The sequence below is a fragment of the Schleiferilactobacillus shenzhenensis LY-73 genome (assembly GCF_000469325.1).
Lineage (GTDB): Bacteria > Bacillota > Bacilli > Lactobacillales > Lactobacillaceae > Schleiferilactobacillus > Schleiferilactobacillus shenzhenensis.
This window is the reverse complement of record NZ_KI271605.1, coordinates 32,079-44,032: the sequence shown is the minus strand read 5'-3', so window position 1 is coordinate 44,032 and position 11,954 is coordinate 32,079. Positions and strand designations below refer to the sequence as shown.

At 56.9% G+C, this 11,954-nt stretch carries 16 protein-coding genes; 6 read left to right on the top strand and 10 right to left on the bottom strand.

The window, feature by feature from the left end; translation table 11 throughout:
* Nucleotides 1-159: 159 nt before the first annotated feature.
* From L248_RS12695 to L248_RS12680, 4 genes are all read right to left on the bottom strand, one after another.
* Nucleotides 160-402 (bottom strand): hypothetical protein, encoded by a 243-nt coding sequence (locus L248_RS12695; protein ID WP_022530651.1) that lies wholly within the window; start codon nt 400-402, stop codon nt 160-162.
* 17 nt (nt 403-419) lie between these two features.
* Entirely contained in the window at nt 420-788 is a 369-nt protein-coding gene (locus tag L248_RS12690) for a hypothetical protein (RefSeq protein ID WP_040536780.1), read from the bottom strand.
* 104 nt (nt 789-892) lie between these two features.
* On the bottom strand, nt 893-1,660 hold the full coding sequence (locus L248_RS12685; RefSeq protein WP_022530649.1) for a hypothetical protein: 768 nt from the start codon (nt 1,658-1,660) through the stop codon (nt 893-895).
* Nucleotides 1,653-2,246 carry a TMEM175 family protein gene (locus L248_RS12680; protein WP_040536778.1) on the bottom strand — a complete coding sequence of 198 codons (594 nt, stop codon included), beginning with the start codon at nt 2,244-2,246 and terminating at the stop codon, nt 1,653-1,655. The genes L248_RS12685 and L248_RS12680 overlap by 8 nt, the downstream gene beginning before the upstream one ends.
* A gap of 102 nt (nt 2,247-2,348) precedes the next feature.
* Between L248_RS12680 and L248_RS12675 the strand changes: the two genes are divergently transcribed.
* From L248_RS12675 to L248_RS12660, 4 genes are all read left to right on the top strand, one after another.
* Nucleotides 2,349-3,128, top strand: a complete 780-nt coding sequence (locus L248_RS12675; protein ID WP_040536774.1) for a sulfite exporter TauE/SafE family protein — start codon at nt 2,349-2,351, stop codon at nt 3,126-3,128.
* Nucleotides 3,129-3,985: 857 nt separating this feature from the next.
* A complete protein-coding gene (locus L248_RS12670; RefSeq protein WP_022530645.1) occupies nt 3,986-4,183 on the top strand; it encodes a cold-shock protein in 198 nt (65 codons plus the stop codon).
* A gap of 199 nt (nt 4,184-4,382) precedes the next feature.
* Nucleotides 4,383-4,667 carry an RNA polymerase sigma factor gene (locus L248_RS12665; protein WP_022530644.1) on the top strand — a complete coding sequence of 95 codons (285 nt, stop codon included), beginning with the start codon at nt 4,383-4,385 and terminating at the stop codon, nt 4,665-4,667.
* A gap of 89 nt (nt 4,668-4,756) precedes the next feature.
* Nucleotides 4,757-5,401 carry a hypothetical protein gene (locus L248_RS12660; protein WP_022530643.1) on the top strand — a complete coding sequence of 215 codons (645 nt, stop codon included), beginning with the start codon at nt 4,757-4,759 and terminating at the stop codon, nt 5,399-5,401.
* A 54-nt stretch (nt 5,402-5,455) separates the two neighbouring features.
* Here the strand turns inward: L248_RS12660 and ssb (L248_RS12655) are convergent, their stop codons facing one another.
* Nucleotides 5,456-5,899 carry a single-stranded DNA-binding protein gene (ssb, locus tag L248_RS12655; protein WP_022530642.1) on the bottom strand — a complete coding sequence of 148 codons (444 nt, stop codon included), beginning with the start codon at nt 5,897-5,899 and terminating at the stop codon, nt 5,456-5,458.
* A 95-nt stretch (nt 5,900-5,994) separates the two neighbouring features.
* A complete protein-coding gene (locus L248_RS12650) occupies nt 5,995-6,726 on the bottom strand; it encodes an alpha/beta hydrolase (RefSeq protein ID WP_052000066.1) in 732 nt (243 codons plus the stop codon).
* A 119-nt stretch (nt 6,727-6,845) separates the two neighbouring features.
* Between L248_RS12650 and L248_RS12645 the strand changes: the two genes are divergently transcribed.
* A complete protein-coding gene (locus L248_RS12645) occupies nt 6,846-7,586 on the top strand; it encodes an SDR family oxidoreductase (protein ID WP_022530640.1) in 741 nt (246 codons plus the stop codon).
* 82 nt (nt 7,587-7,668) lie between these two features.
* Here L248_RS12645 and rpsR read toward each other — a convergent pair whose 3' ends face one another.
* The 4 genes from rpsR to L248_RS12625 all read right to left on the bottom strand — a co-directional run bounded on the left by rpsR (nt 7,669) and on the right by L248_RS12625 (nt 10,003).
* On the bottom strand, nt 7,669-7,908 hold the full coding sequence (gene rpsR, locus L248_RS12640; protein ID WP_022530639.1) for a 30S ribosomal protein S18: 240 nt from the start codon (nt 7,906-7,908) through the stop codon (nt 7,669-7,671).
* A 44-nt stretch (nt 7,909-7,952) separates the two neighbouring features.
* Complete coding sequence (gene ssb / locus L248_RS12635; RefSeq protein ID WP_022530638.1) at nt 7,953-8,549, bottom strand: single-stranded DNA-binding protein; 597 nt, start codon at nt 8,547-8,549, stop codon at nt 7,953-7,955.
* A gap of 31 nt (nt 8,550-8,580) precedes the next feature.
* On the bottom strand, nt 8,581-8,874 hold the full coding sequence (gene rpsF, locus L248_RS12630) for a 30S ribosomal protein S6 (protein WP_022530637.1): 294 nt from the start codon (nt 8,872-8,874) through the stop codon (nt 8,581-8,583).
* Nucleotides 8,875-9,025: 151 nt separating this feature from the next.
* Nucleotides 9,026-10,003: a helix-turn-helix domain-containing protein gene (locus L248_RS12625; RefSeq protein ID WP_040536771.1), complete on the bottom strand. Its 978-nt coding sequence runs from the start codon at nt 10,001-10,003 to the stop codon at nt 9,026-9,028.
* A gap of 113 nt (nt 10,004-10,116) precedes the next feature.
* On the opposite strand from L248_RS12625, the gene L248_RS12620 reads away from it, so the two are divergent.
* Nucleotides 10,117-11,790 carry an ATP-binding cassette domain-containing protein gene (locus tag L248_RS12620; protein ID WP_081701327.1) on the top strand — a complete coding sequence of 558 codons (1,674 nt, stop codon included), beginning with the start codon at nt 10,117-10,119 and terminating at the stop codon, nt 11,788-11,790.
* Nucleotides 11,791-11,954: the final 164 nt, after the last annotated feature.

Here is an 11,954-nt window from a genome sequence, read left to right as displayed (position 1 = left end):
GTCCAAGTGGATTGGTCTAGCTCAACGGCCGTTGCACTTCAATTTTAAATCCGGCAATTTCTGCTTTTGCCAAAGTGATCCATCCAGGGGAGCTGGCTAAGACGATCAACTTTCGGTTGCACAATGAAAAGCCGCCGGTCATATCGACGACTTTTTACGTCATTTATTTTTGTCGTGCCGATGCTTTTCAGCAGTGGCCACGGCGGCGTTACCCCCAACAAAGAGAATAATCAGCATGACCAAGAATATCCCGAAACCAATAAAAACAGACCGCAATGATGGCGGCCTACCCAAATGAAAGACAGCGCGAATACCATCAGCGGCTAAGGACGCTAGAATCGCAAGAATGATCAGCTGTACCCAGCAGCCCCAGCGGCTGGTGGGCTTTTTCTTTTCCGGCAAGGGTCATCGCCCCTTTCTTACTTCAACCGGGTCTTGATCTCGGTCGCCGCATCGTCCGGAATGAAATGGTCGATGAGCACCATCGTGGCCGTGAAGACGACGGCCAGCCAGAGCAGCTGGATACCGCTGAGGGGGATGTGGAACAGCCAGGCGTTCAGGCCCCAGAAGAGGAGCAGCGCGCATAACAGGTGGCTGACCACGTCGGCCACGCTGTTGATGGCGTTGGCGTGGGGCACCTGGGGCGCCACCAGCTTGGGCAGGAGGAACGTGATCAGGGTGGTGGCCACTTCTGCCAAAATCAAATACAGCCACAGCTGCCAGTGACCGATGCCGAAGCCGTAGAAATGGAGGACCATCATGAGGACGGCGGTGGGGCCGAGGAGCATGATCAAGACGACGATGAGGACAAACAGTGCTAAGACAACATAACCGATGGCGCATCACTTCCTTGTTGATATTGTGGCACAACGCGGCGCGGCAGAAAAGGTCCTCAAGACCGATGGCGGGCCGCCGCCTGGGCTGTCACCGCCATGAAGTGCTGGCCGTACGTACTGGCCAGCAGTACCTGCCAGTTGACCCGGCGCGGATCGGCCGCCAGAATCGGCTTGACCCACTGGATCGTCGGCAGCAGCTTGAGCAGATGGTGAGCAGAAAACTGGGCAAACAGCAAGTTGGCGCCGAAAAAGTCGATGATCCGGTCCTGGAACCCAGGTGCAGAAACGGGTGTGAGAAAGTTGTTGACGTTGTTCCGGTCGCCCAGCAGCAAGGGGAGCCGGCGAAGGTCGTTCTGCAAATCGAAGGAGCGGCCTTTATGGCTGGCGGCGATGGCCGGTGTCAGCTGCAGCAGCCAGACCAAATCCCGGTCCGCCAGCACCAGCATCTGTTTAAGGATCGCCAATTCCAGCGGGGTGAATTGATAGCGGACCGCGGCGGCGGTGGGTTCTGTCAGTGCGGCCGTCACGACAGCTGAGAGCCCAGTCAGCTTCGGCAGCTGGGGCCAGACGATTTCAACTTGCTGAACATGTGTCAGCCAGTGCTGGTGAGTGGCGATGCGCAGGGTCAGCCACGTGGGCTCGGGGGCGGCATTGGGCCAGCGCAGCAGCCAGTAAGAGCTGGCACTGGTACGGGCATAGTTGGCGGCTACCAGCTGGACTCCGGCCGGCAGGCCCGCAAGCACGGCCGCCCGCAGCGCCTGACGGAATGCCGGTGTCCTGGTGGCCGCGGCCAGGTCGGCGGTGCCTTTCTCCCCATCAGCCATGGCGCCGGCCCAGCCTGCGCCAAATCATCGTCTGGAACGTGCGCCACAGCATCCCCAGCAAGATGACCACCAGAATCCAGGCGGGCCACAGCGCGGCCACGATAATATAGCTGATACTGATATAGAACATCGCCGACACGCCGCGGAATTCTTCCCGATCATGCGCATCGGGGGCCACTTCACCATTCAGATTCTGAATCACGTACCGGAACAGGATGAATTGCACCAGGTCCACGGCAAACACAATGGCCGCGAACAGCAGCGCGGCCACCCGGTTGCCCTGATGGTTGCTGAGGAAGCTGGTGGCGAACGGGATCAGGCAGATGAATACCAAATAGTAGAAATTCATGATCAGCAGCCGCGTCGGCGGCGTCTTCACAGAGTAAAACAGCTCCTGATGATAGGTCCAATACTGGGCCACGACCGCGAAGCTGATGAGGTAGATCAATACCTTCCAGCCAGTCGTCAGCATCGTCGCCGTGGTGATATGGTCCGGCACATCAATACCCAAGACCATCAAGGTTAAGACCACTGCGAAGACCCCGTCTGAAATGGCGTCTAAGCGCGCACGTGAGTTATGAAACATTCACTTCTGCCCCCTTTCTTCTCATTATAGTGCCTTGCGGCCTGCCAGAGAGCATGGGAAAATAAGAGTCATCAGTTGATTACAGAAAAGGCGGCCATAGTCGTGACTCTCTTCCATTTTATTTATTTGCTCGGTGCCGGTATTGTCGCTGGTCTGCTCAGTTCCATCGCTGGCCTGGCTTCCCTGGCGTCCTACCCGGCACTGCTGGCCATCGGCGTGCCGCCGGTCATCGCGAACGTCACCAACACTGCGGCTTTGGTGTTTACCGGCATTGGTTCCGCCATGTCTTCCCGCAAGGAGCTCAAAGGGCAAGGCCCCACGCTCATCCGGCTGATCATCCTCGTGTGCATCGGCAGTGTCTTCGGGAGTGCCGTCCTGCTTTTGGCGCCCGCGTCATCGTTCCAGAAGGTGGTCCCTTTCTTCATCGCCTCGTCTGGGATTCTGCTGCTCGTTAGCGGCAAGAAAAAGCCGCCCAGTGACCTGGCCCAAGCCGCTGGTCCCCGGGCCGCGTCCCGCAGTCAGCGGGCACTAGCGATTGCCGGCATTGTCTTTGTCGGCGCCTACTCCGGTTATTTCGGTGCGGCCGCCGGCGTCATCATGCTGGCTATCCTGGCCGTGGTGACCACGGAGCGTTTCGCCGTGTACAACGCCATGCGCAACGTCACCGGCTTTGCCTCCAACGCCATCGCCGCGGTTATTTATGCTTTTACGTCCCACATTCAATGGCTGATGGTCATTCCGCTGGGCATTGGCTTGTACGTGGGCGGCTATATTGGGCCGATCATCGTCCGCCACGTGCCCGTGGAACTGTTACGCTGGCTGATTGCCTTAGCGGCGTTTGGATTGGCGGGGTATTTGTTCTGGCAGGCGTTCATGCAATGATCGATTCCAGGTGCGGGAATCGATCATTTCGGGAGCAGTACGGGATAGGCGTGTTTGGTGAGTTGCGGTCGTGAGGACCGGAAGTATGTAGGGTGTTGGCGGGTTGGAAACGGTGGCTTCGGTGGGCAATTTGCTATGGTCTGAGGACCCTAAGCCAAGGATTCCAAATATGGAACTAAAAGCCTTCCATAAATGAGCTTATCTGAGTAGGCTGCCTTAGTCTAAGGGCCTTAATACTAAAAAACCAAGTGCGGGCTGTGCCTCTGGACGAGCTGCGACAGGCAGTCCACCGTGGTCTGAGGACCATAAGCCAAGAAAACCAAGTGGGGGCTGGCCTCCCCTCCTAAACGGGCTCCGCCGAGCAGACCACCGCAGTCTAAGGACCCCAACACCAAAAGCTTGCCTACCATAAACGGGCTCCGGCGGGCAGAAGCTAGGGCGTAAGGGCGAAGGAGAGAAAAACCCGGGCTTAGGTTTTGCTCTCCTTCGCCCTTACGCCTACGCTTCTAAACGCCCGCCTCCGCCCTCTGAACTAAAAGACCGCCCTGTTTCCGTCAGGACGGTCTAGTGGTATCAAGATTCCTATGGGATCATGATAAAATTTGGTATCAAGATTCCTTATGGCATCAAGATGATACTAATTTTACCGCACTGGCGTGAATAACGCCACAATTACGGGCTCTGAAAATGTGGGAGAAAACGAAAATTAGGTGTTTTCCGGAAAACGTGGTACACTGTTCTTTGTGATCAAGAAGCGGGAACAGTTTTATCTGTACGTTCGTACAATAGATTGGATTTCCTTTTCGATTACCTGGTGCAACGTTACTTTTGTTTTTGAATAAGGAGATACGCGATTTATGGAAGGTACAGTTAAATGGTTCAACGCAGATAAGGGTTATGGCTTCATTACTGGCGACGACGGCAAGGATGTATTCGTACATTTCTCTGCTATCCAGGGCGACGGTTACAAGTCTCTCGACGAAGGCCAACACGTCACTTACGACGTTGAGGAATCCGATCGTGGGCCCCAAGCTGCCAACGTTGTTAAGCAGTAATTTTGCTGATTAACAGAGAATCCCCCGAGTGCAATGCTCGGGGGATTTTTTTGTGCATTCAGGAGCGCCGATTGGCCGTTTTTCATCATTTCGGCCGATGCGGTGCTTTTTTTAGAAAAAAAGGGCAAGGCCGAAACATTTTCTCCCCTTTCTCTCTCTAATGGGCGTACAACAAAGTGCAAAAGGGGGAAACGCGAACATGCCCAGTGAATCGCGTCAAGTACGGTCAGCCCAACAAGGGGATGAGGCAGCCTTCGCCGCCCTGATCACCGGGGCAACACCGCTGCTGTACAACACGGCCTGGCGGCTGCTGCACAACGAGGCCGACGTCGCAGATGTGCTCCAGGAGGCGGCCATCAACGCCTGGCAGCACCTGCCTACGGGCGAGCGCATGACCAGCGTCTTTACCTTCGCCCTCACCAGCCAGGACGCCCACGGCCCGCTCCAAGTCGTCAGCGGCCAGCAGACCATCACGTTGAAGTAACGCTTAAGCCGAACCGTTCCCCACGCTTTTTGTCTTGTACTTCCGTATAATGAGGGTAATGGAAACGGATGCAGCGAGGGGAGCGATTGATGATGGGGAAGAAAAGAATCGGCGTACTGTTGACTGTCCTGGCCGCAGTTGGCCTGCTGGCCGCCTGCAGCCCCAGCAAACAGGACGCCGCAGCCAGTACCAGCAGTGCCAAAGTCAGCCAGACGAGCAAGAAAAAAGCGGCCAAAAAGAGCCGCAGGACCAGCAGCAAAACAAGCAGCGCGGCCAGTACGAGCAGTTCCGCCGAAGCCAGCAGCACCAGCACCAGCGGTGCCGCCAGTTCTTCCGCAAAGCCGCAATCTGGGCTCGGACAGGACACTGGCCGCTTGTTGCGCATCGCCCAGGAAGCCTGGGACGTGCGTGAGCTGACCACCGCCGAGGCCAATAGCGGCGCGGCCGACATCCCGCCGTTGTATACACTGTCCGATGGTCCCCGCTTCGAAAGCAAAGGACCGACAGAGTGGCTGCACATCAACGTCAAAGACCCGGTTGGCGCCGATCTCGCAAACAAAATCGCCAGTATGCCAGCGATTACGATCGACGAGCTGACCTTGAAGCCGCTGAAGCAATACGCGCTGACGCCGGCCCAGGTCCAGGGTAACCACGACATCATGGACGAGTACCTGCAGTGGAATTCCCACTGGTTCTTCCAAACACCGACCCATTTGTACATTTACCAGCAGTGACTATGTAAGACGTCCAGCCAAACGGCCGGACGTCTTTTGGGTTAGGCGATTGTGCTAGAAAGGCAGGTCGTCATCCGTGATATCGATTTTTTCACCGTTGGCACCGGCCGCGGCGAAGACATTATCACTGCCGCCGCCAGAACCGGACTTGAGGGTGCCGGCACGGCGAGCCTCGGTGACGGCTTTGGGTTCCAGCAGGGCAAAGGTATCGGCCTCAATGTCAGTCCGGTACACTTTTTGACCATCTTTCTCGTAGGTATGTGTCCTTACCTCTCCAAGGATTCCCACTAGCGACCCCTTACAGGTGAAATTTGCAAAATTTTCTGCAGACTTACGCCACATCTTGCAAGTTACGAAGTCTGCTTGCTTCTCCCCCTCAGCATTCTTAAAGTGTCGTTCAACGGCCACCGTGAAGTTTGCCACCGCAATACCGGATTCGGTGTGCTTGACCTCGACATCTTGGGTCAACCGGCCCACCAGCGTTACGCGATTGATCATAAATACCCTCTCCTTGTCGTACCATATTTTGCAGCCTTCTCGGCCTACATCAATACATTACGCAAGGCGCGGCGGAATATTAAAAAATCGCCGGATTATTTTTGCGGCAGTTTCTTCAGCCAGCCCACCAGCAGGTCGGTGATCTCCTGCTGCTGCTGAGCATTGCTGATGGCGGCCTTTTTATCCCCCGCCTGACCCGTGTAACTGCCGAAGCCGGCGTGGTTGCCGCCGGTGATGACCCGATAGTCGGCGGTGGCCGGCAGGTACTGCTTGGCTTTCTTGTATGCCGTCATGTTCAGGACCACATCCCAGGTGGCACTGACGGAGAGGACGGGCAAATCAGCATGACGCAAGTCGCCTTTCTTGTCGGGATACCCGGCCAAGAAGAACGCGCCGCGCAGACGGCTGCTGGCGAGGTGCTTCTGGGCATAGCGGGCAGCAATCACCCCGCCCAGCGAGTGGCCGCCCACCACGTAGGCTCGCTGATTCCGGCCGACGACACTGTCCCCCTTATTCTGCGCCAGGAGCGCCATGTCCAGCGGCACCTTCAGTACGTAGACCGGATAACCGGCGGCAGCCACTTTCTTCGCCCACAGACTGTAACTCGCTGGTTCGACCAATGCACCGGGGTAGAAAACGACCATCGGCGTGTCGGTCTGCCGGCTGGGGTAATAATAATAATCGTCGGTCACCCGGGCACTCTGGCTGGCCCGCTCCGCTGCTGCCGTGGGCGGATGGATACTCGCCCGCACGGCGATGTACACCCCGATGATGCCCAGAACAAAGGCAATGCCGATGCCAATCAATACTTTGTAACGTCTCTTCACACTGTTTGCCACCCTTCTGTTCCATTGTACCAGGCACCGCTTATTTCCTAGGCACTTTCCTTTGTTTCCCACCCGATAGCGCTATCATGGAGGTGAGCAAAGAAAGGGGTTTGAGTACTATGTCTGGTCGTCTAGAAAGTAAGCACGCCATCGTCACCGGCGGTGCCCAAGGAATCGGGTTAGCCATCACCAAGCGTTTCGCCGCCGAGGGCGCCCAGGTGATCATCGCCGACGTGAATGCGGACGAAGGTGCAAAGGTCGCCGCCGATATTCCCGGGGCCGCCTTCCACGTGTTGGACGTCACCTCGGAAGAATCGTGGCAGGCCTTGTTCGCTGATGCGGAAAAGCAGCTGGGCCGCATCGATATCCTCGTGAACAATGCCGGTATCGCCCGTATGGCCGACATCGAACACACCACGCTGGCCGATTGGCAGGCGGTCATTGCCGTTAACCTCACCGGTAATTTCCTGGGAAATAAATATGGTGTGATCCACATGAAAGACCACGGCGGGGCCATCGTCAACATGTCCTCCATCGCTGGCCTGGTCGGCGACCCGAATTCAGCCGCGTACACCGCCAGCAAAGGCGGCGTCCGCCTGCTGACAAAGTCGGTTGCTTCCTATTGCGCCGAACAGCACTACAACATCCGGGTAAACTCGGTCCATCCCGGTGTCGTCGCTACCCCCATGGTCGCCGGGATTCCCAAGGCAATCGTCGCCAAAGTGGCGGCCCAAAATCCCATGGGCCGTATTGCCCAGCCGGAAGAAATCGCCAACATGGTCCTCTTCGTTGCCTCCGATGAAGCGTCCTACTCCACTGGCAGTGAATTCATCGTCGATGGCGGGACCACCGCTCAGTAACGTCGGGCCCCCACTGCCCAAAAGCTCGAGAAACACAAAAAACGACCAGCACGCTGTGTGCTGGTCGTTTTTCTTACTGTGTTTAGCCCTCTTCAGAAACGAACGGCAGCAAGCCCATGATCCGAGCCCGCTTGATCGCGATCGTTAACTTCCGCTGGTTCTTGGCACTGGTACCGGATACCCGGCGCGGTAAAATCTTACCCCGCTCGGAGATGAACCGCTTGAGCAGTTCTGTGTCCTTGTAGTCAATGTATTCAATGTGGTTAGCGGCGATGAAGTCGACCTTACGGCGACGACGGCCACCACGACGTTGTCCTGCCATGGAAATCCTTCCTTTCTCAATAAAGTTGTTGTACCAAAGCCGTGTTAGAACGGTAAATCGTCATCTGAGATGTCGATGGGCTGGCCGTTATCCGCAAATGGATCAGATAAGGTGTCGTCCTTCTTCGGAGCCCCATTGTTGTTGCCCTGGGGAGCCGCAGAATTACCATGATTATTGTTGTTGAAAGGAGGTTGGTTCTGATTGCTGCTCTGACCGTTGTTGTACTGGTTGTTATTGCCGCCGCCATAGGAATTCCCCTGGTTCGGGTTCCCTTGGCCTTGGTTATTGTCACCAGTATCGTGCGGCCGGGCTTCAGTCACCGACTTAGGCTCCAGCAGAGCGAAGTCATCGGCCTGCACTTCTGTGACCCAGACCCGCTGGCCCTGCTGGTTCTCATAACTGTGGGTCTGGATACGGCCGTCAATGCCGACCAGCGACCCCTTGCGAGTGAAGTTGGCGAAATTCTCCGCCGACTTGCGCCACATCACACAGTTAATAAAATCGGAATCTCGCTCGCCTTGGGAATTCTTGAAGTTCCGCGTCACTGCGACGGTGAAGCGGCCAACAGCCGTTCCGCTTTGCGTATACTTCAGATCCACGTCCCGGGTCAGACGACCCACGAGTACCACGCGATTGATCATGTGCAGTCTCCTTCCTACTCAGTTCTAACGATTAGTCTTCCCGAGTGACGATCATATGCCGCAAAATGGACGGCTCAATCTTGCTCAACCGGTCGAATTCGTTAACGGCCTTATCGTCATCCGCGTGAACGTTGACGACATGGTACGTCCCTTCACGATAGTGGTTGATTTCGTAAGCAAAACGACGCTTTGCCCAGTCTTTGGAATCATCTACCGTAGCACCGTTGTCGGTCAGGATCTTGTCGAAGCGGTCGATCAGTGCTGCCTTGGCATCATCGTCGATATCCGGCTTGATGATGTAGGTAATTTCGTAGTGTGTTGCCATGACTGTTGCACCTCCTTATGGACTGAATGGCCCGCGTTCCCCACGGGCAAGGAGAGTAATAAAACAATTCTGAATTTCACAAAAAAGTTCGATACTCACAAGCTAATAGGATAGCATAACCGGCGGCCGACTACAAGTCGCCGGCGCACCCTCACTGAATGATCTGCCGGTAGAATGAATAATCAAAGTCCGGGCCATGCGTCGCAATCCGGGTGAGCAGCGTTTGGATATACTGAGCGGCCTCTTTCATCCGCATCGTCGTCGCCAACTGGACGGCTGTGGCCCCCATTTTTTCGCCAGCTTGCGGCTTGTCCGTCCGGTACAGCCACCAGGCATAGATGAACCGGTACCAGATCTCGTGATAGGCATCCGGGTCATCATCCAGCAATTGGGCATACAGAGGCAGCGTCTCCCCCGCCGCGGCGTACTCCCGCCGGTTCATTTCTAAGAAAAGCTGATTATGGACAATGTCGAAGCGTAATAGCGGCGCCCCGGTGAAACTGGCATATTTTTTGCTGCGCGTAAGCGCCACCCGAAACAGCCGCCGTTCGTCGCCTTGGCGCATGTCGAAGCTGAAGAGCGTAAACAGATAGAGCTCGAATTCGCCCCAATCGTTCACATTATACAGATATTGCAAGGCTTCTGCGGAATACTCTCCTGTCCCGGTCACCCCGGCAATCGGCTTTTCCTGGACTAAGTTCGTGACCAGCACGCGTAAAATCTGCTGGACCCGCCAATGCAGCATCGATACCAGCCCCGGGGCGGTCCGGTAGGCGGCTTCCGCGGCCTGGCAGCGCTGGTCCAAATCCTTCAAGGCGGTGCGGCGCTTGCCCGGCGAATCCAAGTTAATCGAGTCCCCGAATACTTGGGCCAGCATCTCATCCCGGTGGTGATAGCCTGCGTTAGCCAAGCCTGCTGCCGACTCCGTGCCCGCCTGAATATAGAAGAACTCCTCTGGTGTCGTGAAGATTCGGGTGAGCACATGCAGAAATTTGGCCACGCTCATCTCCGCCGCGCCCCGTTCGAATTTCGATAGAAAGGACGCCGTCACCTCGTCATCGGCCACTTCCGCCAGTGTTAACCCCTTGTTTTGCCGAATCATGCGCACTGTTGCGCCCAGCCCTGCCATGGCTTTTCCCCCTTTTGCCAGAAAATCATCAGTCATATATGACATTTCTCACTTGCTCTCATTTTAAGCCAGATAAACTGGAGGCACAACATCGAAAAAGAGGAGTGAGCAGCATGTTAATTTGGCGATACGGTAAAAAATGGCAATTAGCGCTCTACCTGGTAATCAGTTTGGCGGCCAGCAGTCTGAACGTGGGCATCGCCTGGATCCTCTCGCGCTTCATTGCGGCGGCCACCGCCAGAAACTTCGCCATGTTTCTGGCCAGTGCCTGGCTGGCCCTGGCCATCTTTGTCGGCTTAGGGGTGGTGGAGTGGCTGGCGATGACGACGAACGCAGCCATCGTAAAGACGGTCAACTTGCGCATCAAAGCCATCATGATCCGCTACATGGTGGACGACGAACCTTTGACCACCGACAGCGGCAAGGATATTTCGTTCATGACCAACGACTTGAAGATGCTGGAAACGAACGGCACCACCAACGAGCTGCTGATTCTGTCCGATGCCTTGACCTTCATCGGGGCCATGGTCGGCGCCTTCGCCTTCGATTGGGTGACGGCCCTCGCCTTCTTCGCCGGCAACATGCTGCCTGTAGGAATTTCTGCCCTGACGCAGAAGACGATCGGCCATGCGTCAGAGCAATGGTCCGCGGCCAACGCCTCCTGGACCGGTCAGCTCAAGGACTTCCTCGCTGGGCTGGACACCGCCCGGGCGTATCAGGCCAACGGTGCGGTGAAGAGCCGCACCGGCAAGCTGGCGGCCAACCTGGAAGGCCGACTGTTCCACATGAACTTCATCATCGGCACTACCCAGGCGGCAGCCACGATCGTCTCGCTGGTGCTGGGCGTGCTGCTCCCCTTCGGCGCTGGGGTCTGGCGCATCATCCTGGGTGCCTCCACCGTGGCCAGCTTCATCGGGGTCGTGCAGCTGTCGAACGATATGCGCAATCCCCTGCTGGAGGCCTTGAACGCCTTCAATAAGTGGGGCGCCACGAAACCCATTACGGCGAAGGTACGAACCGCTGAAGAGGCGCTGTCCGCGAAGACCGATACGGGTAAGGCATTACCTGGCGATGCGGCCACCCAAGCATTGGCGATGAGAAATGCCACCGTGACAATCAATGGTAAACCCATCCTGGAGAACCTGAGTTTGGCGATTCAGCCGGGCGAGAAGGTCCTGTTGATGGCCCCGTCCGGGTATGGCAAATCAACCTTGCTGCGGGTGCTGCAGGGAGAAATTCCGTTGGCCGGCGGCACGTATACGATCGGCGGCGTCCCGGCCAATCAGGTCAACCGTGTGGCCCTGCGTAAACACTTCGGCTTGGTCAAACAATCCCCGTTCCTGTTCAATGATACGCTGCGGTATAACCTCACTTTGGGGGCGGAGTTCACCGACGAAGCGATCATGACCGCCATCGCCCAGGCGGGGTTGAGCGACCTGGTGGCTGATAAGGGGCTGGACTATCAGATCGTCGAGAACGGGCAGAACCTTTCCGGCGGTCAGATCCAGCGAATCGAGATTGCCCGGGCTCTGCTGCGGCAGCGGCCGGTGCTGCTGGCGGATGAAGCCACGTCGGCACTGGATGACAAGCTGGCCGACCAAGTCCGGCGGCAGTTCCTGGCTGGTCCGGAGACGCTGATTGAAGTCGGCCACCAGGTGCCGGCGGCAGTGCAAGCCCAGTATGATCGGGTCATTCATTTGGACCAGATTGCCGGCGGTCCCGAACCGGCGGCGACACCGGCAGAAACCGACAAAGCTGAGCCAAGCGCGGTCGCACAACCGGCCTGATTGGTCCAATGACGTTTCCGGCGAGTTGTGTCTGGCGAGTGAGTGTCTGGCGAGTGAGTGTCTGGCGCTGGACCCGGGTGACTCCGGGCTCACAGATTGGGGCTGGAACGCTGTGGGCACGACTTTAAGCCCGCGCAAAGTGCGCGCGGTCTTAAAGCTCGACC